The 20,221-nt window shown below is 73.0% G+C and carries 19 protein-coding genes; 7 read left to right on the plus strand and 12 right to left on the minus strand.

The window, feature by feature from the left end; genetic code table 11:
• Positions 1-34: 34 nt before the first annotated feature.
• Together ACZ3IG_RS31985 and ACZ3IG_RS31990 are read right to left on the minus strand one after the other, a co-directional pair.
• Entirely contained in the window at positions 35-1,072 is a 1,038-nt protein-coding gene (locus ACZ3IG_RS31985) for an NAD-dependent epimerase/dehydratase family protein (protein ID WP_467436461.1), read from the minus strand.
• A 62-nt stretch (positions 1,073-1,134) separates the two neighbouring features.
• The gene (locus tag ACZ3IG_RS31990; RefSeq protein ID WP_467436462.1) at positions 1,135-1,857 is read right to left on the minus strand and encodes a lysophospholipid acyltransferase family protein; all 723 of its coding nucleotides are present in this window, start codon (positions 1,855-1,857) and stop codon (positions 1,135-1,137) included.
• A gap of 168 nt (positions 1,858-2,025) precedes the next feature.
• On the opposite strand from ACZ3IG_RS31990, the gene ACZ3IG_RS31995 reads away from it, so the two are divergent.
• A complete protein-coding gene (locus ACZ3IG_RS31995; RefSeq protein WP_467436463.1) occupies positions 2,026-3,927 on the plus strand; it encodes an ABC transporter ATP-binding protein in 1,902 nt (633 codons plus the stop codon).
• A 191-nt stretch (positions 3,928-4,118) separates the two neighbouring features.
• On the opposite strand, the gene ACZ3IG_RS32000 is transcribed toward ACZ3IG_RS31995, so the two are convergent.
• Positions 4,119-5,084 (minus strand): YihY/virulence factor BrkB family protein, encoded by a 966-nt coding sequence (locus ACZ3IG_RS32000; RefSeq protein WP_215168307.1) that lies wholly within the window; start codon positions 5,082-5,084, stop codon positions 4,119-4,121.
• Between the two features lie 731 nt (positions 5,085-5,815).
• Positions 5,816-7,336 carry an MFS transporter gene (locus tag ACZ3IG_RS32005; protein WP_467436465.1) on the minus strand — a complete coding sequence of 507 codons (1,521 nt, stop codon included), beginning with the start codon at positions 7,334-7,336 and terminating at the stop codon, positions 5,816-5,818.
• A 116-nt stretch (positions 7,337-7,452) separates the two neighbouring features.
• On the opposite strand from ACZ3IG_RS32005, the gene ACZ3IG_RS32010 reads away from it, so the two are divergent.
• The gene (locus ACZ3IG_RS32010; protein ID WP_467436466.1) at positions 7,453-7,908 is read left to right on the plus strand and encodes an RpiB/LacA/LacB family sugar-phosphate isomerase; all 456 of its coding nucleotides are present in this window, start codon (positions 7,453-7,455) and stop codon (positions 7,906-7,908) included.
• Between the two features lie 152 nt (positions 7,909-8,060).
• On the opposite strand, the gene rocD is transcribed toward ACZ3IG_RS32010, so the two are convergent.
• From rocD to ACZ3IG_RS32025, 3 genes are all read right to left on the minus strand, one after another.
• Complete coding sequence (gene rocD / locus ACZ3IG_RS32015; RefSeq protein WP_467436468.1) at positions 8,061-9,281, minus strand: ornithine--oxo-acid transaminase; 1,221 nt, start codon at positions 9,279-9,281, stop codon at positions 8,061-8,063.
• Entirely contained in the window at positions 9,281-10,090 is an 810-nt protein-coding gene (gene ddaH, locus ACZ3IG_RS32020) for a dimethylargininase (RefSeq protein WP_467436469.1), read from the minus strand. The genes rocD and ddaH overlap by 1 nt, the downstream gene beginning before the upstream one ends.
• A gap of 118 nt (positions 10,091-10,208) precedes the next feature.
• On the minus strand, positions 10,209-10,730 hold the full coding sequence (locus ACZ3IG_RS32025; RefSeq protein ID WP_467436470.1) for an Lrp/AsnC family transcriptional regulator: 522 nt from the start codon (positions 10,728-10,730) through the stop codon (positions 10,209-10,211).
• Between the two features lie 77 nt (positions 10,731-10,807).
• Here ACZ3IG_RS32025 and ACZ3IG_RS32030 point away from each other — a divergent pair, with 77 nt between their 5' ends.
• The 4 genes from ACZ3IG_RS32030 to ACZ3IG_RS32045 are packed head-to-tail and all read left to right on the plus strand — an operon-like array spanning position 10,808 to position 14,867.
• Positions 10,808-11,557 carry a LytR/AlgR family response regulator transcription factor gene (locus ACZ3IG_RS32030; protein ID WP_215168302.1) on the plus strand — a complete coding sequence of 250 codons (750 nt, stop codon included), beginning with the start codon at positions 10,808-10,810 and terminating at the stop codon, positions 11,555-11,557.
• Between the two features lie 3 nt (positions 11,558-11,560).
• A complete protein-coding gene (locus ACZ3IG_RS32035; RefSeq protein WP_403543684.1) occupies positions 11,561-11,923 on the plus strand; it encodes a hypothetical protein in 363 nt (120 codons plus the stop codon).
• A gap of 5 nt (positions 11,924-11,928) precedes the next feature.
• Positions 11,929-13,665 carry a sodium/solute symporter gene (locus ACZ3IG_RS32040; RefSeq protein WP_467436472.1) on the plus strand — a complete coding sequence of 579 codons (1,737 nt, stop codon included), beginning with the start codon at positions 11,929-11,931 and terminating at the stop codon, positions 13,663-13,665.
• On the plus strand, positions 13,662-14,867 hold the full coding sequence (locus tag ACZ3IG_RS32045) for a sensor histidine kinase (protein WP_467436473.1): 1,206 nt from the start codon (positions 13,662-13,664) through the stop codon (positions 14,865-14,867). Before ACZ3IG_RS32040 ends, ACZ3IG_RS32045 begins: the two co-directional genes overlap by 4 nt.
• Positions 14,868-14,870: 3 nt before the next feature.
• Here the strand turns inward: ACZ3IG_RS32045 and ACZ3IG_RS32050 are convergent, their stop codons facing one another.
• The 5 genes from ACZ3IG_RS32050 to ACZ3IG_RS32070 all read right to left on the minus strand — a co-directional run bounded on the left by ACZ3IG_RS32050 (position 14,871) and on the right by ACZ3IG_RS32070 (position 19,458).
• On the minus strand, positions 14,871-15,041 hold the full coding sequence (locus tag ACZ3IG_RS32050; RefSeq protein WP_215168298.1) for a hypothetical protein: 171 nt from the start codon (positions 15,039-15,041) through the stop codon (positions 14,871-14,873).
• 54 nt (positions 15,042-15,095) lie between these two features.
• Positions 15,096-16,049: a cytochrome c oxidase assembly protein gene (locus ACZ3IG_RS32055; RefSeq protein ID WP_467436475.1), complete on the minus strand. Its 954-nt coding sequence runs from the start codon at positions 16,047-16,049 to the stop codon at positions 15,096-15,098.
• A gap of 209 nt (positions 16,050-16,258) precedes the next feature.
• Complete coding sequence (locus ACZ3IG_RS32060) at positions 16,259-17,284, minus strand: 6-phosphofructokinase (protein WP_467436476.1); 1,026 nt, start codon at positions 17,282-17,284, stop codon at positions 16,259-16,261.
• A gap of 179 nt (positions 17,285-17,463) precedes the next feature.
• Positions 17,464-18,192 (minus strand): type 1 glutamine amidotransferase, encoded by a 729-nt coding sequence (locus tag ACZ3IG_RS32065; protein ID WP_467436477.1) that lies wholly within the window; start codon positions 18,190-18,192, stop codon positions 17,464-17,466.
• 27 nt (positions 18,193-18,219) lie between these two features.
• Positions 18,220-19,458 carry a MurT ligase domain-containing protein gene (locus ACZ3IG_RS32070; protein WP_215168294.1) on the minus strand — a complete coding sequence of 413 codons (1,239 nt, stop codon included), beginning with the start codon at positions 19,456-19,458 and terminating at the stop codon, positions 18,220-18,222.
• Between the two features lie 151 nt (positions 19,459-19,609).
• Between ACZ3IG_RS32070 and def the strand changes: the two genes are divergently transcribed.
• Entirely contained in the window at positions 19,610-20,176 is a 567-nt protein-coding gene (gene def, locus ACZ3IG_RS32075; protein WP_467436479.1) for a peptide deformylase, read from the plus strand.
• Positions 20,177-20,221: the final 45 nt, after the last annotated feature.

The raw sequence follows: 20,221 nt of genomic DNA on the forward strand, positions 1-20,221 counted from the left end.
AGGGGCGGCCGGTGCTCGTCCGGCCGCCCCTTCCTCATGCCCTGCGCCCCGCCAGCCAGGCGTCCTCCGCCGCGTAGTCGAAGAGGTCCCCGTAGTTCCGGGCCATCTTCGGGTACGCCTCCCGCCAGTCCCGCCCCCCGGCCAGCCGCTCCTCGATGAAGGCGACGGTCTCCGGCAGCGCCTCGGCGTACCGGGTCACCGGCCGGTAGCCCAGCTCCCGCTCCGCCGCGCCCATGCCGCACACCACCGGCGCCGGCACCGACCAGGGCGTGTCGCCCACCCGGGGCGCGGGCGGAGCGCCGTCCACCAGGACGTCCTCCACTGCCACGCCCATCACCGCGTCGATCGCCCGGGCGATCTCGGCCACCGTCGGCGCGTCCGGGTCCACGGCGTTGAGCACCCGGCTGCCCGGCCGGGCGGCGGCCAGCCGGATCACCTCGGCGACGTTGCGCACCCCCGCCGGATGGAAGCGGCTCGCGCCCCCGTACGCCAGGACACGGCGGCGCCGCCCGTCGAGGTTGCGCTTGACGAAGTACAGCTCGCGCGGCGTACGGCAGTACGGCCCGTGCACCGCGCCCGCCCGCACCAGCGTCACCGGCAACCGGTCGCCCGCGGCCAGCAGTTCCCGCTCCAGCGCCGCCTTGCGGGTGCTGTAGCCGGCCTCGCCCGGCCGGACGGTGCGCTGCTCCTCGGTGAGCGGCACCGGATACTCGGGGAAGCCGCCGGGCTCCTCCTGGGTGTCGAAGCCGCGGCCCTTGTCGTCCTCGTACACCGACACGCTGGAGAGCACCACCGCCGAGCCGATCCGCCCGGCGAGCGAGGTCAGCTGCCGCGCGTGCTCCGGGCCGAACGCCACCGTGTCCACCAGGGCGTCGCAGCCGTCGCCGACCGCGGCGGCCAGGGCCCCGTCGTCCTCCCGGTCGGCCCGCACGACCCGTACCTCCTCGGGCCACCGCGCGTCTCGTCCGCCGCCGCGCGAGACGGCGGTCACCTCCCAGCCGTCCCGGGCCAGCGCACCCACCGCCGGCCGCCCGATCTGTCCCGTCGCCCCGATCACCACAGCACGTCTCATACCGGGACCGTAGGCGCCCGGGACCGGTGCCGTCCTGCTGGTCTGCCGAGGGCAGAGCGGCGCTACCCGAGCGGCAACCGGGGGAACCGGCGCGCCCGCGCGGCCTTGCTCTCCTCCTCGGCCTTGACCTCGGCGGCGTACCGGTCGACGTACTCCTGCCCGGAGAGCGCCATGATCGCGTACATGATCTCGTCGGTGACGGCCCGCAGGACCGCCTTCTCGTGCTCCATGCCGGCGTAGCGGGAGAAGTCCAGGGGCGCGCCGAAGCGGATCGCCACCGGGCGGACGCGGGGCAGGCGCCGGCCCGGCGGCTGTGCCTCGAACGTGCCGATCATCGCGCACGGCACCACCGGCACCCCCGCCGTCAGCGCCATCACCGCGACCCCGACCTTGCCCTTGTAGAGCCGTCCGTCGTGCGAGCGGGTGCCCTCCGGGTAGATGCCGAGCAGTTCGTCCCGGCCGAGCACGCCGAGCCCCTCCCGGATCGCGGCCCGGCCCGCCTCCTTGCCGGAGCGGTCCACCGGGATCTGTCCGGCACTGCGGAAGAAGGCCGCGGTCAGCCGCCCCTTGAGGCCGGGGCCGGTGAAGTACTCGGCCTTGGCGAGGAACGTGATCCGGCGCCTCAGCACGGCGGGCATCAGGAAGTGGTCCGAGAACGACAGGTGATTGCCGGCGACGATGGCCGCCCCCGACGGCGGCACATGGTCCAGGCCCTCGATGCGGGGGCGGAAGACCAGTCTCAGCAGCGGTCCCAGCAGTACGTACTTGAGCAGGTGGTAGAACACGGCTCGCCCCTCACTCCAACCGGATCCGTCATGTTGACAGCCGACCGCACCGCCTGAACAGCCCGCGGGTCCGCACGGCGTGTCCGGTTCTGGCCCGTCCGCCGTAAATGCCTGGACTGGCGGCCTCTCCCACCGGGAAACTTCCGAGTTCCGACCTTCGGGAGAGTGATGGGAACAGAAGATTCGCGCCCACCGACGCCGGGCAGGAGCGCGGTCGTCCTGGCGCTGCGCCACTACGGCAGGGAACTGCTGAGACTGCGACGGCTGACCCTGCCCGCCCTGCTGCTGCCGGCCGTCGGCAACATCGGCATCCGCTACGTCGCCCCCCTGCTCATCGCCAAACTGGCGGGGCAGGCCGCCGGGGACGGCGGTGTCACCCTCGCGTCGGCGCTGCCGTACGTGCTGGCCTTCGGCGTGACACTGCTGGTCGCCGAGGCCGTGTGGCGGATCGGGCAGCACTGTCTGAACCGCGTGGACGCCCTCGGCATGGAACGCCTGTACGTCACCGGGATGGACGAACTCCTCGCCAAGGACGCGGCGTTCTTCCACGACAACTTCGCCGGGTCCCTGACCAAGCGGGTACTGAGCTTCGGCAAGCGCTTCGAGGACTTCGTCGACACGGTGACGTACCGGATCGTGGGCAGTCTCGTCCCGCTGGTGTTCGGTGCCGTGGTGCTCTGGCGCTACGAACCGATGCTCGTGGCCGGCCTGCTGCTGATGATCGCGCTGACCGTGCTGGGCGCGACGCCCCTGATCCGCCGCCGGCAGAAGCTCGTCAACGACCGGGAGGCGGCGCTCGCCCGGGTCTCCGGGCACGTCGCCGACAGCCTGGCCAACATGGAGACCATCCGGGCGTTCGCGGCGGAGCGGCGGGAGGCCGGTGAACACCGCCGCCGGGTCGCGGACTCCCGGCGCCTGACGCTCAAGTCGTGGGACTACGGCAATCTGCGCGTGGACACCCTGGTCGCCCCGATGTCCGTGCTGACCAACGTGCTGGGCCTGTTCGTGGCGATCGCCCTGGGCGGCCCGGGCCTCGGGGTCGAGGAGATCGTCGTCGCCTTCACCTACTACTCCAACGCCACCCAGATCATGTTCGAGTTCAACCAGATCTACCGGCGGCTGGAGAGCTCCATGACCGAGGCCGCGCAGTTCACGGAGCTGCTCCTCGACCCGCCCACCGTGCTGGACGCGGCGGTGCCCGAGCCGCTCGCGCCGCGCGACAGCGGCGTCCGCTTCGAGGCGGTGACCTTCGCACACGCCGGAGCCGAGCCGATCTTCAAGGGCCTCGACCTGGACGTGCCGGGCGGCGCGCGGATCGGCCTGGTCGGCAGGTCCGGCGGCGGCAAGACCACCCTCACCCGGCTGCTGCTGCGGATGTCGGACGTCGACGGCGGACGCATCCTGATCGGCGGTCAGGACATCAGCGCCCTGCGCCAGACCGACCTGCGCTCACTGATCGCCTACGTCCCGCAGGAACCCGCCATGTTCCACCGCAGCCTGCGGGAGAACATCGCCTTCGCCCGGCCCGGCGCCACCGACGAGGAGATCCACGCGGCGGCGCGGGCCGCGCACGTCACGGAGTTCGCCGACCAGCTCCCCGACGGCTTCGCCACCCTGGTGGGGGAGCGGGGCGTGAAGCTCTCGGGCGGCCAGCGCCAACGGGTCGCCCTCGCCCGGGCCATCCTGCGCGACGCCCCGATCCTGCTGCTCGACGAGGCGACCAGCGCGCTGGACTCGGAGAGCGAGATCCTGGTCCAGGACGCCCTGTGGCGGCTGATGGAGGGGCGTACGGCCCTCGTGGTCGCCCACCGGCTGTCCACGGTGGCCGGCATGGACCGTCTCGTCGTCCTCGACCGGGGCAGCGTCGTCGAGCAGGGCACCCACGAGGAGCTGCTCGCCGCGGACGGGGCCTACGCCCGGCTGTGGCGGCACCAGTCCGGGGGCTTCCTCGCGGAGACCGTGGAGCCGGTGCCGGGAGACGGTGGCCCGGGGGCGTCTCTCGCCGGGCTGCCGGAGCCGGCCGGGCCGTCTGAGCACGCGGCGGACCGGTCCGCCGCGACGAGGCGGTGACGGGCGGCCTCGGCCTCGGCTGATCACGGGCCCTGTGGCCCGGGCGACGGGGAGGGGAGCGGTTCGCGGGCGGGCGGCTGCCTCGTACCGTCCGCGGCTCGGGCCCTATGCCGCGTCGGCCCGTCCCGCGCCGTCCCGTCCCGCTCCGCGTCGGCTTCGGGGACGGCACCGGCGTGGACGGGCCCCACCGGTCAGTCGCCCGGCCCCGGGTCCGGGTGGACCGGGGACGCGAGACCGGCGCGGGCCGCCTCCAGCTGCGCGGCGAAGGCGATGCCGAAGAAGAGGGCCACGGCGGTGAGGTTGGCCCACAGCAGCAGGGCGACGAACGCGGTCAGCGGCCCGTACAGGGCCCCGAAGGAGCCGCTCTCCTCGACGTACAGCGCCAGCAGCCAGGTCGCCGTCACCCACAGGAGGATCTGCAGGGCCGAGCCCAGGGCGAGCCAGGTGTAGCCGGGCTGGACCCGGCGGGGCGACCACCGGAAGATCACCGCGGAGGCGATCCACGCCAGTGCCAGCCCGGTCGGCACCTCCAGCGCGCTCCACCAGCCCGGCACGCCGCCCGCCCGCCCGGTGGCCCGCATCACCGCGTCACCGACCGCCTCACCGGCGACCAGGACGACGAACCCGAGCACCATGGGCATCCCCGCGGTGACCGCGAGAGCGATCGCCCTCGCGTACTTGAGGGGGAGGGGACGGTCGCGCTCGATGCCGTAGATGCGGTTGGCGCCCCGCTCGATCTGGCCCATGGCCGACGCGAGGTTCAGCAGCGCGAAGCCCAGGCCCAGCCAGAGGGCGAGCGTGCTCCACACGTCACCGTGAGCGGACCGCCGGGTCCGCGCGAAGGCGTCCGCGACGACGTCGCCGCTGGCCCCGGGCACGATCCGGCCCAGGGTCAGTTCGACGACGCGCCCCACGGTCTCGGTGTGCGCGCTGGTGGCGAGGCCCACCAGGGCGACGGTGAACGGCACCAGCCCCAGCACCACCTGGAAGGCGAGCGCCCGCGCGTTGGTGAAGCCGTCCGCGTAACGGAACCGCGCGAAGGAGTCGGCCAGCAGCCGTACGCCCCCGTAGTGCCGCAGCGCGGTGAACGCCTCGTCCCCCGACAGCTCCTCCCCACGCATGTCCCTGGTCTGCGGGACGTGTACGGCGGTGCCCACGGCGCCCACCCTTCCTCGCGGCGGACCCCTTTCCCGGTGGCCGCCGAGTGACGTGTTCCGTCCGTCCAGACTGCCCCCGTTCCGTCCGGGCATCCCGTCAGCCGACGCGGGTGTGCGGTGCGAGCCGGCCGCCGTCCGGTCAGACGCCCGACGCGGCCCGGTGGTCGTGCTCGTCCTGCGCGGCTCGATCCGCGGCCCGCGGACCAGCAGTCGCGCCGCCGCCCGCGTCGCATGGAGCGCGCCGCCCGCGTCGCCGCCGCCGACGGCCTGCCGTTCCACCCCGGCCGGGCCCGGCCCGGCAACACCGCCGACGCCCGCCGCCTGGTCCGTCCGGCCACGCGACCGACCTGGTGCTCCGCCTGTACACCGCGTACCGGGCCGAGTGCCGCCCCGTCGCCGACCGGGCCCGCGAGGTGCTGCACCACGAGGGGAGGGCGGCATCCACGCCCGCCCGGACCTGGCCGGCGCCGCACTGCTCCCCACCCATCTGGCGGCCTTCGCCTTCGGCGTCCTGTCCTACGTCTTCTGCATCGCCCTGCCCCGCTTCGCGCAGACCGGTGGTGCTGCCGGGCCCCACACCGCGCAGTGGCACCACCTCGTCCTCTACGCGGTCGTGGGCGTCGGTACGGGGGTGGTGATGGCCGCGCTGCCCAAGCTGATCGGCGCGCTCGCCCCGCCCACCCGCATCGGCACGGCCCGCCGGCACCGGACCGCCGGACCCCGTGAACGCCTCAGAACCTCGGCGCGGGAGCCAGCTCCTCCACGATGGCCGCCGCCTCCTCCTCGCTCTGCACCGACGGCGGGGACCCCTCCAGCGGCTGCCGCGCGGTCTCCTTCATGCAGGCCACCGCCACCACACCGACCAGGGCCGCCGCCATCGCGTAGTACGCCGGCATCATCTCCGAGCCGGTCGCGCCGATCAGCGCCGTGATGACCAGGGGAGTGGTGCCGCCGAACAGGGACGTCGACAGGTTGTAGCCGACCGACAGGGAGCCGTAGCGCACCGAGGTGGGGAACATCGCGGGCAGCGCCGCCGACATCGTGCCCAGCAGACACACCAGCGACAGGCCCAGCATCAGCATCCCGCCCGCCACGGCGAGCAGACTGCCCTGCCGCACCAGCAGGAACGACGGGGCGGACAGCACGAAGAAGCCCAGCATGCCGGTCATCAGCACGGGCCTGCGGCCGTACCGGTCGGAGATCCGGCCCACCTGGTTGATGACCAGCATCAGCACGATCATGGTGACGACGAGGATCAGCAGCCCGTGCGTCTCGCTGTAGTGCAGCTCGTCCGAGAGGTACGTCGGCATGTACGACAGCAGCATGTAGTCGGTGACGTTGTAGGCACCGACCAGGGCGACGCACAGCACCAGCATCCGCCAGTGCAGCCGGAAGATCTTCGCGAGGTCGCCCCGGGCCGTCGTCTCCACCGCGGTCGCCGCGTCGGAGACGTGCACGTTGCCCTCCTCCAGCTTCAGGAAGGCGGGGGTGTCGTCCAGCCGCATCCGCAGATACAGACCGACGACTCCGAGCGGACCGGCGACCAGGAACGGGATGCGCCAGGCCCACGCGTCCACCGCCTCCGTGCCCAGCCCCGCGGTGAGCGCGGTCACCAGCCCCGCCGCGCAGGTGTACCCGGCCAGCGTCCCCAGCTCCAGGAAGGAACCGAAGAAGCCGCGCCGCTTGTCCGGCGCGTACTCCGCGATGAACGTGGAGGCACCGCCGTACTCACCGCCCGTGGAGAATCCCTGGAGCAGCCGGAACAGGATGAGCAGCAGCGGCGACCAGAAGCCGACCGCGGCGTACGTCGGCAGCAGCCCGATCGCGCAGGTGCCGATCGCCATCAGGATCATCGTCAGCGCGAGGACCTTCTTACGGCCGATCTTGTCGCCCATCGGCCCGAACACCATGCCGCCGATCGGCCGCACCAGGAAGGCGACGGCGAACGTGGCGAACGAGGACAGCAACTGCGCGGTCTCGCTCCCGGACGGGAAGAAGACCCGGCCGATGGTGCCGGCCAGGTACGCGTAGATGCCGAAGTCGAACCACTCCATGGCGTTGCCGAGGGCGGCGGCCTTCACCGCCCGCTTGACCGCGCGCTCGTCCGTCACCGTGATGTCCGACCGGCGCAGCCGGGGGTTCTGCCTGCGCCTGATGGCGCGGAAGAGAGCCGGGTGACGCTTGAGAGCCGCGGAATCGGGCACGGGCCCGTTGTCGGTGGGAGACGTGGCTGCGTTCCTTTCCGGGGGCATAGTGCTCCAAACGGAACTTATGCTCGTTCATCATCTTTCCAGCCGCACCTGCCACAGAATGCGGATGTCACTCGTACGGATCGGTGTTGCGTCGATCACCGGCTAGGCTGCGGAGCATGCGGATCGCCGTCTCCTCGGACATGGACGAACCCGTCGCCCGCCTCCTGGTGGAGGAACTGCGCGGCCGGGGCCACGAGGTGCTGACCCACGGCGCGCTGCGCCCCGGGGACGACCCCGGGTGGGCGGTGTGCTCGGAGCGGGCGGCCCGTGAGGTCGCCGCCGGACACGCCGACCAGGCGGTGGTGTGCTGCTGGACCGGCACCGGCGCGTCGATCGCCGCGAACAAGGTGCCGGGCGTCCGCGCGGCCCTGTGCGCCGACGCGTACACGGCGGACGGCGCCCGCCGCTGGAACGACGCCAACGTCCTCGCCCTCAGTCTGCGGCTGACCTCCGGCCCGCTGCTGACGGAGATCCTCGACGCCTGGTTCGCGGGCGAGCCCAGCACGGACGCCGAGGACCGGGAGAGCGTGACCCACGTGACCCGCCTCGACGCCGCCCGCCCCGCCCCGTGACCCGCCTCGACGCCGCCCGCCCCGCCCCGTGACCCGCCTCGGCGCCGCCCGCCCCGCCCCGTGACACCCGCGGCCGGGGCACGGCCCCTCGGCCGACTGCCACGGTGCACCGGGCCCCGTCCCCATCCGGCGTCGCCAGGCGCCCCTGTCTCTCAGACCGCCAGCACCTTCTCCAGCGCCCGAAGCGCCCCCTGAAGCTCCTCCGCGGTGATCGTCAGCGGCGGCGCCAGCCGGATCGTGGAGCCGTGGGTGTCCTTGACCAGGACGCCCTCCCGCATCAGGCGCTCGCTGACCTCGCGGCCGGTGCCCAGCGCCGGGTCGACGTCGACGCCCGCCCACAGGCCCCGCGCCCGGAAGCCCACGACACCCCGTCCGACCAGCGCGGCCAGCCCCTCCCGCAGCAGCACGCCCAGCTCGGCCGCCCGCCGCTGGTACGCGCCCGTCTCCAGCAGCTCCACCACCGCCGTACCGACCGCCGCGGCCAGCGGATTGCCGCCGAACGTGGAGCCGTGCTCGCCCGGACGCAGTACCCCGAGCACCTCCCGCCGGCCCGCCACCGCCGACACCGGCACGATGCCGCCGCCCAGCGCCTTGCCGAGCAGCACCAGGTCGGGGAGGACTCCCTCGTACTGCACGGCCAGGGTGTGCCCGGTGCGGCCCAGCCCCGACTGGATCTCGTCCGCCATGAACAGGCAGCCCGCCCGCCGGGTCACCTCCCGCACCCCGGCGAGATAGCCGTCGTCCGGGATCAGCACCCCCGCCTCGCCCTGGATCGGCTCGATCAGCACCGCCGCCGTCGTCCCGTCGACCGCCGCCTCCAGAGCCGCCAGGTCGTTGTACGGCACGACGCGGAATCCGGGCGTGAACGGCCCGAAGCCCGCGCGGGCCGTCTCGTCCGTGGAGAAGCTCACGATCGTCGTCGTACGGCCGTGGAAGTTGTCCGCCGCCACCACGATCGTCGCCTCGCCGTCCGGGACGCCCTTCACGTCGTAGGCCCACTTGCGGGCCACCTTGATGCCGCTCTCCACCGCCTCCGCGCCGGTGTTCATCGGCAGCACCATGTCCATGCCGGTCAGCGCGGCGAGACGCTCGGCGAACAGGGCGAGACGGTCGTTGTGGAAGGCGCGCGAGGTCAGCGTCAGCCGGTCCAGCTGACGGTGGGCCGCCTCGACCAGCGCCGGGTGGCGGTGGCCGAAGTTCAGCGCCGAGTAACCGGCGAGCAGGTCCAGGTAGCGGCGGCCCTCCACGTCCTCCATCCAGACGCCCTCCGCGCGGGCGACGACCACGGGCAGCGGGTGGTAGTTGTGGGCGAGGACCGGCTCCTCCGCGCGGATCAGCTCGGCGGACGTACGGGTGTGCGCGGTGGTGGTCATCAGCGGATCTCCTGAGTGCAGCACTTGATGCCGCCGCCCGCCTTGTGGAACTCGGACAGGTCGACGGGGACAGGGACATAGCCGCGCTCGGCGAGCCGGCCGGCGAGGGCGGTCGCCCCCGGAGAGATGAACACATGACGCCCGTCACAGACGGAGTTGAGGCCGAACGCCAGCGCGTCCTCGCGGGTCGCGAGCACCGCGTCCGGGTACAGCCGGGCGAGTACCTCACGGCTGCCCGGACTGAACGCCTCGGGGTAGTAAGCCACATTGTCGTCATCGAGCACGAACAGCGCCGTGTCCAGGTGGTAGAAGTACGGATCCACCAGCGTCAGCGAGATCACCGGCACGCCGAAGAACTCCTGCGCCTCCCGGTGCGCCTCGGGCGCCGTACGGAATCCCGTGCCGGCCAGGATCCACCGCCCGGCCGGCGTCAGATCGCCCTCGCCCTCGCACACCGACCCCGGATGCTGCACCTCGTAGCCCCGCTCCTTGAACCACGCCTCGTACGGCAGTGACTCGGCGCGCCGCTCGGGCGCGCGGAAGCGGGAGCCGAGGACACGGCCCCCGACGACGACCGCCGCGTTGGCGGCGAACACCATGTCGGGCAGGCCGGGCACCGGTGCGACCCGCTCGACGGTGTGGCCGTGGTCGCGGTAGGCGTCGACCAGGGCCTGCCACTGGTCGAGGGCGCGGATGACGTCCACCGGCCGGTCGGGGCTCATCCACGGATTGATCGCGTAGCGCACGGCGAAGTGCCGGGGCTCGCAGACCAGGAAGCGCCGCCTGCGCGGCACACGGGAGTCGGGCACAGCGGGATCCCTCCGCTTCGCTCACAGGGGGTGACGGGGTGTGTCACCACGGTAAGAAAAGGCGGAGACGCGCGACAAGCGACGAAAGCTGCGTGTTCGCGCAGCAATCATGCGTAGTTCAGCCGTTCAGCGCAGGTCCACTGCGCGCGGGGGCCCCGTCAGGGACGGGATGGCTGGCCCCGGCCTCCGGGCTGTCCGGGATCAGATGCGACAGCACCATCACACTGATCGTCTTCCGGATGAACGGCTCCACCCGGATCCGCTCCAGCACCTCCTCGAAGTGCTCCACGTCCCGCGCCCGTACGTGCAGCAGCGCGTCCGCGCCCCCGGTCACCGTCATGGCCGCCGTGATCTCGGGATGGTTGCGCACCACCTCCGCCAGCCGCCGCGGCGGCGCCGCCCCCTCGCAGTACACCTCCACGTACGCCTCCGTCCGCCAGCCCAGCGCGGACGGCCGCACGGTCGCCGTGAACCCGGTGATCACCCCGGTCTCCCGCAGCCGGTCCACCCGGCGCTTGACCGCCGTGGCCGACAGCCCGATGCCCGCGCCGATCTCGGCGAAGGACGTCCGGGCGTTGGCCATCAACGCGGTCACGATCTTCCGGTCCAGCTCGTCGAAGGAGCTCGGCCTGCTGTTCATGCGGGCACTGTATCCATCGCGTACGTCCACGTCGGGCCCGTGTTCACACGTCCGGATCGCCCCTAGACTCCACGTCCATGCTGCGTGCCCTGGCCGTCGACGACGAACGCCCCTCGCTGGAAGAGCTGGTGTACCTGCTCGGTGCCGATCCGCGGATCGCGACCGTCGAGGGCGCCGGCGACGCCACCGAGGCGCTGCGCCGCGTCAACCGCGCCCTGGAGTCGGGCCCCGACGGGCCGGACGCCCTCGACGTGGTCTTCCTCGACATCCAGATGCCCGGCCTGGACGGGCTGGACCTGGCCCGGCTGCTCACCGGCTTCGCCCGGCCCCCGCTGATCGTGTTCGTCACCGCCCACGAGGACTTCGCCGTGCAGGCGTTCGACCTCAAGGCCGTCGACTACGTCCTCAAACCCGTCCGCCGCGAGCGCCTCGCCGAGGCCGTCCGCCGCGCCGCCGACCTGCGGGGCGCCCTGCCGCGCATCCCCGTCCACGAGCCCGACCCCGGCCACATCACCGTGGAGCTCGGCGGCGTCACCCGCTTCGTCGCCGTCGACGACATCACCCACGTCGAGGCCCGCGGCGACTACGCCCGGCTGCACACCGCCCAGGGCAGCCACCTGGTCCGCATCCCGCTGTCCACCCTGGAGGAGCGCTGGCGCTCCCGCGGCTTCGTCCGCATCCACCGCCGCCACCTGGTCGCCCTGCGCCACATCGGCGAGCTGCGCCTGGACGCCGGCACGGTCAGCGTCCTGGTCGGCGGCGAGGAACTCCAGGTCAGCCGCCGCCACGCCCGGGAACTGCGCGACCTGCTGATGAGAAGGACCTGAACCGTGCCCCAGGACCCCGCCGAGCGCCGCGTCACCGTCACCGGCCCGCCCCGCCGCACCCGCCGCCGGACCTCCGCCTACTACCGCCCGCGCACCGAGATCGACGAACAGACCACCCTCGGCCACACCTACGTCCGCTCCCTGATGCGCACCCAGCTGCGCGCCGCCCTCACCGTCTTCGCCGTCCTCGCCCTGCTCATCGGCCCGCTCCCGCTGCTGTTCGCCGCGATGCCCGACGCCCGCCGCCTGGAGTGGGCCGTCCTCGGCTTCGCCCTGTACGCCCCGCTCGTCCTGCTCGCCCGCTGGTACGTGCGCCGCGCCGAACGCAACGAGCGCGACCTGGTCCGCCTGGTCGAGGACCGCTAGCCACCGTGCAGTCGAGCTACGCCGTCCCCGCCGTCGCCCTCGTCGTCGTCGCCACCGTCCTGGTCGGCGCCTTCGGCCTGCGCATCTCCCGCACCACCTCCGACTTCTACGTCGCCTCCCGCACCGTCGGCCCCCGCCTCAACGCCGCCGCCATCAGCGGCGAGTACCTCTCCGCCGCGTCCTTCCTCGGCATCGCGGGGCTGGTCCTGGTCCAGGGCCCCGACATGCTCTGGTACCCGGTCGGCTACACCGCCGGCTACCTGGTGCTCCTGCTCTTCGTCGCCGCCCCGCTGCGCCGCTCCGGCGCCTACACCCTCCCCGACTTCGCCGAGGCCCGGCTCGCCTCCCAGGCGGTACGGCGCCTCGCGGGCGCCTTCGTCGTCGGCGTCGGCTGGCTGTACCTGCTGCCCCAGCTCCAGGGCGCCGGGCTGACCCTGGCCGTGCTGACCGACGCGCCGGACTGGCTCGGCGGGGTCATCGTCGCCGTCGTCGTCACCGCCACCGTCGCCGCCGGCGGCATGCGCAGCATCACCTTCGTCCAGGCCTTCCAGTACTGGCTCAAGCTCACCGCCCTGCTCGTCCCCGCCCTCTTCCTGATCCTGGCCTGGCAGGCCGACGGCGCCCCCAGCCGCGCCTTCGACGAACCCGCCGCCTTCCGCGAGCAGCGCACCGTCCGGGTCCAGGACACCCTCACCCTGAAGCTCGAAACCCCGCTGACCGTCATCGTCGACGGCACCGTCGACGGCCGCCGCCACGCCGGCACCCGGCTCCACCTGCCCACCGGCCCGCACCGCGTCGACGCCGGCACCCGCCTCACCTTCGCCCCGCACACCCCGGTCCCCGCCGCGACCGTCCACGGCGCCGACGACGCCCTGACCCCGTCCCGCGCGGAGAGCCGCACCGAACGTCCGCTGTACGCCACCTACGGCCTGATCCTCGCCACGTTCCTCGGCACCATGGGCCTGCCGCACGTCGTGGTCCGCTTCTACACCAGCCCGCACGGCGTCGCCGCCCGCCGCACCACCGTCGCCGTCCTCGGCCTGATCGGCGCCTTCTACCTGCTGCCGCCCGTCTACGGCGCCCTCGGCCGCCTCTACGCCCCCGAACTCGCCCTCACCGGCGACGCCGACGCCGCCGTACTGCTGCTGCCCGGCCGCATGATCGGGGGAGTGGGCGGCGATCTGCTCGGCGCCCTGGTCGCGGGCGGCGCCTTCGCCGCGTTCCTGTCCACCGCCTCCGGACTGACCATGGCCGTCGCGGGCGTCCTCACCCAGGACGTCCTGCCCACCCGCGGCGTACGGCACTTCCGGCTCGGCACCGTCCTCGCCATGGCCGTGCCGCTCGCGGCGAGCGTCCTGGTGGGCGGACTGCCGGTCGCCGACGCGGTCGGCCTCGCCTTCGCCGTCTCCGCCTCGTCCTTCTGCCCGCTGCTCGTCCTCGGCATCTGGTGGCGGCGGCTGACCCCGCCGGGCGCCGCGGCCGGGATGCTGGTCGGCGGCGGCGCCGCGCTGCTCGCCGTGGCCGCGACGATGGCCGGCTTCCCCGGCGACGGCGCGCTGCACGCCCTGCTGGCCTGGCCCGCGCTCTGGACGGTGCCGCTGGGCTTCCTCACCATGATCACGGTGTCGCTGGCCACCCCGGGCCGGGTGCCGGCCCAGGCCGCGGCGATCCTGGCCCGGTTCCACCTCCCCGAAGAACTGCGCACGGAGGAACTGCGCCCGCAGGAAGGCAGAGCGGCATGAGCGGATTCCTGGCGGGCCTGTGCGTGGCCGTCCTCCCGCTGCTGGCGGCCGGTTTCTGGCTGGGCCGGCGCACCGCCCGCCCCGAGAGCCTCGGCGGACTCGGCACCCCGGTCGAGCACGCCACCTTCCAGACCCTGCACACCGCCTCCCTCGCCGCGCCCCCGCTCAGGGCGGGCCTCACCGAGGAGACCGCCCGCAAGTCCGCCCGCAAACTGCGCTCCCTGCTCGGCACCGACGCGCTGTGCCTGACGGACACCGAGGAGGTCCTGGTCTGGGACGGCGCCGGCGCCCACCACCGCACCGAGATCATGGAACTGCTCGCCGGCCCGCTGGAGACCGGCCGCGGCGAGGCGTTCCCGCTCACCTGCGCCGCCCCCGACTGCGCGGTGCGCTGGGCCGTCGTCACCCCGCTCACCGTCGACGACCGGGTGCACGGCGCGCTGGTGGCCTGCGCGCCCCGCGAGTCCGCCGTCCTGGTCCGGGCGGCCGGCGAGGTCGCCCGCTGGATCTCCGTACAACTGGAACTCGCCGACCTCGACCGCTCCCGCACCCGCCTCATCGAGGCCGAGATCAAGGCGCTGCGCGCCCAGATCTCCCCGCACTTCATCTTCAACTCGCTCGCCGTGATCGCGTCCTTCGTCCGCACCGACCCCGAACGCGCCCGCGAGCTGCTGCTGGAGTTCGCCGACTTCACCCGCTACTCGTTCCGCCGGCACGGCGACTTCACCACCCTCGCCGACGAACTGCACGCCATCGACCACTACCTGGCCCTGGTCCGCGCCCGCTTCGGCGACCGCCTCGCCGTCACCCTGCAGATCGCCCCCGAGGTCCTGCCGGTCGCGCTGCCCTTCCTCTGCCTCCAGCCCCTGGTGGAGAACGCCGTCAAGCACGGCCTGGAGGGCAAGTCCGGCACCTGCCGCATCCAGATCACCGCGCAGGACGCGGGCGCCGAGGCCCTCGTCGTCATCGAGGACGACGGCGCCGGCATGGACCCCGCCCTGCTCCGCGCCATCCTCGCCCGCGAGGTCAGCCCGTCCGGCGGTATCGGCCTGTCCAACGTCGACGACCGGCTCCGCCAGGTGTACGGCGACGACCACGGCCTGGTCATCGAGACGGCCGTCGGCGCGGGCATGAAGATCACGGTCCGGTTGCCGAAGTACCAGCCGGGCGTCCACTCGGCCGCCCGGCCGGCCCGCGGCTGAACCTCAGGCGCTGCGGGAGGCGACCATCCCCAGCGTGATCAGTCCGAGCAGCACCCAGCCGAACCACAGCCAGCCGTTGCTGCCGAGCGCCACCGTGTAGGCCGTCACCGCCACCAGGCCGCCGATGGTGAGCGCCCCCATCGTCTTCGTGGAACCGTCCGTGGAACCGGGCATCGCCACACCCTCCTCATGGGCCGATCCCCTCCATGGTGCCCCGAAGCGCCCCGCTCAGCTCCCGCGTGTCTGCAAAGAGGCCAGATAGGCGTTGTACGCCGCCAGCTCCTTGTCGCCGTCCCGGTCGGCGGCCCGGTCCTTGCGCCTGGCCTGCCGCTGGTCCGAGGCGTACCACTGGAACAGCAGCGCGATCAGCACCAGGACCGAGGGCACCTCGCTGAACGCCCAGGCGATCCCGCCGGCCGCGTTCTGGTCGGAGAGCGCGTCGATGCCGAGCGAGGCGGGCGGGTTCTCGAACGTCGAGACCATCGGCGAGGACGCCATCATCAGCGCGATACCGAAGAACGCGTGGAACGGCATGCCCGCGAACAGCTCCAGCATCCGCATCAGATAGCCCGGCCGGTGCGGGCCCGGGTCCACGCCCATGATCGGCCAGAAGAAGACCACGCCGACGGCGAGGAAGTGCACCATCATCGCGATGTGCCCGACCTTGGAGCCCATCAGGAAGTCGAACAGCGGCGTGAAGTACAGCGCGTACAGGCTCGCGATGAACAGCGGGATGGTGAACACGGGGTGGGTGATCACCCGCATGTACCGGCTGTGCAGCAGCATCAGCAGCAGCTCCCGCGGCCCCTTGCTGCCCCGCACGGCGGCCGGCGGCAGCGCGCGCAGGGCGAGGGTGACCGGGGCGCCGAGCAGGATCAGGATGGGCGACACCATGCTGATGACCATGTGCTGCACCATGTGCACGCTGAACATGACCATGCCGTAGTCGTTGAGCTTGGTGCACATCACCAGCGCGATGCTCAGCATGCCGGTCACGAAGGCCACGGTCCGCCCCAGCGGCCAGGCGTCACCGCGCCGCGCGAGCCGGACGACCCCCCAGCCGTAGAGCGCGAGCCCCAGCAGGCAGGCGGCGAGGAAGAAGGGGTCCATGGACCACCCGAGCCCCCGTCCCAGCGTGAACGGCGGCAGCTCGGTCATCATGCCGTGCCCGCTGTGATCCATCGCCGGCTCCCATTTCATGCTGATTGACGCTGTCTGTCCGCCCCAAGACTAGAACCGCCCCCGGCGACCGACGTCACCGGGGGCTGAACAGCGCGTCTCAGGAACAGCGCGCCTCAGGAACAGCGCGCCTCAGGAACAGTGCGCCTCAGGAACAGTGCGCCTCAGGAACAGTGCGCCTCAGGAACAGTGCGCCTCAGGAAGGGCGCGGCCTAAAGAACACACTCCGCTTCCGCGTACCGGTCCCCCGGCACCGTCTTCAGCGTCTCCACGGCCTCCGCCAACGGCACCGTCACGATGTCCGTCCCCCGCAGCGCCGTCATCTTCCCGAACTCGCCCCGGTGCGCGGCCTCCACCGCGTGCCACCCGAACCGCGTCGCCAGCACCCGGTCGTACGCCGTGGGCGTCCCGCCCCGCTGCACGTGCCCGAGGATCACCGGCCGTGCCTCCTTGCCGAGCCGGTGTTCCAGCTCGATGGAGAGCTGCCGGGCGATCCCCGCGAAGCGCTCGTGACCGTAGACGTCCTTGCCGCCCTCGTCGAACGTCATCGTCCCCGGCTTCGGCTTGGCGCCCTCCGCCGCCACCACGATCGCGAACCGCTTGCCCGCCGAGAACCGCTCGCCGACCTTCGCGGCCAGCTCCTCTATGTCGAAGGGCCGTTCCGGCACGACGACGGCGTGCGCGCCGGCCGCCATCCCGGAGTGCAGCGCGATCCAGCCGGTGTGCCGGCCCATGACCTCGACGATCAGCACCCGCTGGTGCGACTCGGCGGTGGTCTTCAGCCGGTCGAGGGCCTCGGTCGCGACGGTGACGGCCGTGTCGAAGCCGAAGGTGACGTCCGTGACAGCGATGTCGTTGTCGATGGTCTTGGGCACCCCGACTATCGGCAGCCCGTTGTCGGACAGCAGCCGGGCCGCTTTCAGCGTGCCCTCACCGCCGATCGGGATGATCGCGTCGAGACCCAGCTCCCGGACATGCCCCCGGGCCCGCTCCACGCCGTCCCGCAGGTGCTCGGGACGGACCCGGGAGGAGCCGAGGACGGTGCCTCCGAGGGCCAGGATGCCGCCCACGGCGTCGAGGTCGAGCTTGAGGTAGTCGCACTCCAGGAGGCCCTTCCAGCCGTCCCGGAAACCGATGACCTCGTCGCCGTGGTCGGCGACGGCACGGTGCACGACGGACCGGATGACGGCGTTCAGGCCGGGGCAGTCGCCGCCGGACGTGAGGACACCAATGCGCATAGCCCGATTTACCTTCTCCAGTGGGCACGGGTCCGGACCGCGATGTCCGGCTCGGATGCCGCCACCCTAGCGGCATCCGCGGGCCCGTCCGCACGGGGCGTCCGCCTGCTGGACGTGCCCGCTCACCTGTGCGGACGTGCCATCAGACGGGCCGGTGACGTGCGGGCCGCCGCCGTGTGTCAGGCGGACTGCTGGGCCGCCGCGATGCGCTCGTCGCGCAGCGCCTCGTACCACCGGTCGTCGGTCGGCGGCAGCGCGTTCACGTCCAGGGCCAGCTTCAGCAGCAGGTCCGCGATGAGCGGGTTGCGGGCGAGGACCGGCCCGTGCATGTACGTACCGAAGACCGTGTCGTTGAACGCGCCCTCCGTGCCGTCCCCCGTGCCGTTGCCGTTGCCGAAGCGGACCTGGGCGAGCGGGCGGGCGGTCGGGCCCAGGTGGGTGACGCCCTGGTGGTTCTCGAAGCCGGTCAGCGGGGGCAGGCCGAGCCGCGGGTCGACGTCGCCGAGGACGTCGCCCACGCACCGCTCGCCCTCGCCGCGCACCGAGACCACGTCGAGCAGGCCGAGGCCGGGCTCGCGCTGGCCGAGGTCGTTGACGAACTCGTGGCCGAGGATCTGGTAGCCGGCGCAGACCGAGAAGACGATCGCGCCGTTGCCCACCGCCCGGTGCAGACCGCCGTCCCGGCGCAGCCGCTCCGCCGCGAGCCGCTGCGGCCGGTCCTCGCCGCCGCCGATCAGGTAGATGTCGCCGGAGGTCGGGATCGGCTGGTCGCTGCGCACGTCGAGCCGGGCCACGTCCAGGCCGCGCTGCCGGGCGCGGCGCTCCACGACGAGGACGTTGCCCTGGTCGCCGTAGGTGCTGAGCAGGTCCGGGTAGATCCAGACGATGCGCAGTTGGTTGTCGCTCACTCTCAAGTTCCCTACCGGTGTCGTGGGTCAGTTGCCGACGCGGCGGCGCAGGTCCTGGAACGCGGTGTAGTTGGCGATGACCTCGATCCGGCCGGGCGGGCACTGCTGCACCGCCTGGTCGAGGTTCTCGCACACCTGGAACTGCTGGTTCGCCACTTCGAGGCGGACCGCCAGGTCCAGCTTCCGGTCGCCGATCACGCAGATCGGGTGGCCGGTCAGCCGCGTGTAGTCGACGTCCCACAGCCAGGAGGTGTCGGTGCCGTCGGCGCCGCGGGCGTTCACCGAGAGGATCACCGGGGCCGGCGGCGGGTCGATCAGGGAGAAGGTCTCCAGCCAGCCGGCCGGGTTCTTGGCGAGCAGCAGGCGCAGGTCGCGGCCCTGGAACTGGACCACGTCGTAGCGTCCGGCGACCGCCTGCACCTGGTACATCCGCTCCAGGGCGACCTGCGGCGGCACCCCGAAGACGGCGGCGACGGCCGCCGAGGAGGCGGCGTTGGCCTTGTTGGCGCGGCCCGGCAGCTGGAGGTGGATCGGCCAGGCCGAACCGTGCGGGTCGATGACGTGGTCGTTGGAGAGCGCCCAGCTGGGGGTGGGCCGGCGGAAGCCGCACTCGCCGCAGAACCAGTCGTCGCCGGGGCGCTGCATCACACCGCCGCAGGACGGGCAGGACCAGGCGTCGTCCTTCCACATCTGCCCGGCGGCCACCCAGACCACGTTGGGCGAGGAGGAGGCGGCCCAGACCACCAGCGGGTCGTCGCAGTTGGCGACGACGACCGACTTGGACCCGGCCAGGCCCTCCCGCCAGGCCTCCGCGAGCATCCGGGTCTCGGCGGCGCGGTCGAGCTGGTCGCGGGAGAGGTTGAGCAGGGCGATGCACTTGGGGTCGGTGTCCCGGGCGACGCCGGCGAGGTACTTCTCGTCGACCTCGATGACGCCGTACCGGGCGTCCGAGCCGCCGGCCAGCGCCGAGGTGATGCCGGCCGGCATGTTGGCGCCGAGCGCGTTGGAGACGACCGGGCCGGCCGCCTTGAGGGCCTCGGCGATGAGCCGGGTGGTGGTGGTCTTGCCGTTGGTCGCCGAGACCAGGGTCACGTCCAGGTGCTGGGCGAGCCGGGCGAGGAGGTCGGGGTCGAGTCTCAGCGCCACCTTGCCGCCGATCACCGAACCGCTGCCGCGACCCGCGGCGCGGGACGCCGCCGCGACCGCCTTGCCCGCGGTCACGGCCAGCTTGGCCCGCGGCGTGAGCGGGTCCGAGTTGCCTGCCATCAGTTCTCGATCCTCCTTGCGTACGCGCCGCGCCTGAAGCCTGGGAAGCCTGACGGCCACGTGGTGTGGACCTCAGCCTATCGAGATCCATTCGCACTCCCGAATCGCGGCCCGCGCGGGCGGGGCGTTCAGGGCCCGTACCCTTGCCGCCATGCGACACGGCCCGATCCCGGGCGCCCGCGGGCGCGTCCGGCCCCTGACCCTGCTCGGAGACACGGTACTGCGCGAGCCGTGCCGCGAGGTCACCGGCTTCGGCCCCGAACTCGCGGGGCTCGTGGAGGATTTGTTCGCCACCATGTACGCCGCCCGCGGCGTGGGCCTGGCGGCGAACCAGATCGGCGTGCCGCTGCGGGTCTTCGTGTACGACTGCCCGGACGACGAGGACGTGCGCCACCTGGGCCATGTGGTCAACCCCCGGCTGGCGGAGACCGACGGGGTGGTGGTGCGCGGGCCCGAGGGCTGTCTGTCGCTGCCGGGCCTGGAGGCCGGGACCGAGCGGTACGACCACGCCGTCGTCGAGGGCTTCACGGCGGACGGGGAGCCGGTCACCGTCCACGGGACGGGATTCTTCGCGCGCTGCCTGCAGCACGAGTGCGACCACCTGGAGGGCCGGCTGTACGTCGACCACCTCACCGGGTGGCGGCGCAGGCGGGTGGAACGGCAGGCCGCCCGGGCGGACTGGAGCCGCCGGGAACCCGCCGGCCGGAGCCGTCAGTGACCGGCCGGCCCGAACCGTCGGGAGCCGGCTGACCGGAACCGTCAG

This window comes from Streptomyces sp. NPDC016677, from assembly GCF_055562815.1.

Coding starts and splice junctions, on each gene's coding strand:
- ACZ3IG_RS32005 (WP_467436465.1), bottom strand. CDS start 7,336: ATGCCCCCGGAAAGGAACGCAGCCACGTCTCCCACCGACAACGGGCCC.
- ACZ3IG_RS32070 (WP_215168294.1), bottom strand. CDS start 19,458: ATGGCAGGCAACTCGGACCCGCTCACGCCGCGGGCCAAGCTGGCCGTG.
- ACZ3IG_RS31985 (WP_467436461.1), bottom strand. CDS start 1,072: ATGAGACGTGCTGTGGTGATCGGGGCGACGGGACAGATCGGGCGGCCG.
- ACZ3IG_RS32050 (WP_215168298.1), bottom strand. CDS start 15,041: ATGCCCGGTTCCACGGACGGTTCCACGAAGACGATGGGGGCGCTCACC.
- ACZ3IG_RS31995 (WP_467436463.1), top strand. CDS start 2,026: ATGGGAACAGAAGATTCGCGCCCACCGACGCCGGGCAGGAGCGCGGTC.
- ACZ3IG_RS32060 (WP_467436476.1), bottom strand. CDS start 17,284: ATGCGCATTGGTGTCCTCACGTCCGGCGGCGACTGCCCCGGCCTGAAC.
- def (WP_467436479.1), top strand. CDS start 19,610: ATGCGACACGGCCCGATCCCGGGCGCCCGCGGGCGCGTCCGGCCCCTG.
- ACZ3IG_RS32025 (WP_467436470.1), bottom strand. CDS start 10,730: ATGAACAGCAGGCCGAGCTCCTTCGACGAGCTGGACCGGAAGATCGTG.
- ACZ3IG_RS32030 (WP_215168302.1), top strand. CDS start 10,808: ATGCTGCGTGCCCTGGCCGTCGACGACGAACGCCCCTCGCTGGAAGAG.
- ACZ3IG_RS32045 (WP_467436473.1), top strand. CDS start 13,662: ATGAGCGGATTCCTGGCGGGCCTGTGCGTGGCCGTCCTCCCGCTGCTG.
- ACZ3IG_RS32055 (WP_467436475.1), bottom strand. CDS start 16,049: ATGGATCACAGCGGGCACGGCATGATGACCGAGCTGCCGCCGTTCACG.
- rocD (WP_467436468.1), bottom strand. CDS start 9,281: ATGACCACCACCGCGCACACCCGTACGTCCGCCGAGCTGATCCGCGCG.
- ACZ3IG_RS32010 (WP_467436466.1), top strand. CDS start 7,453: ATGCGGATCGCCGTCTCCTCGGACATGGACGAACCCGTCGCCCGCCTC.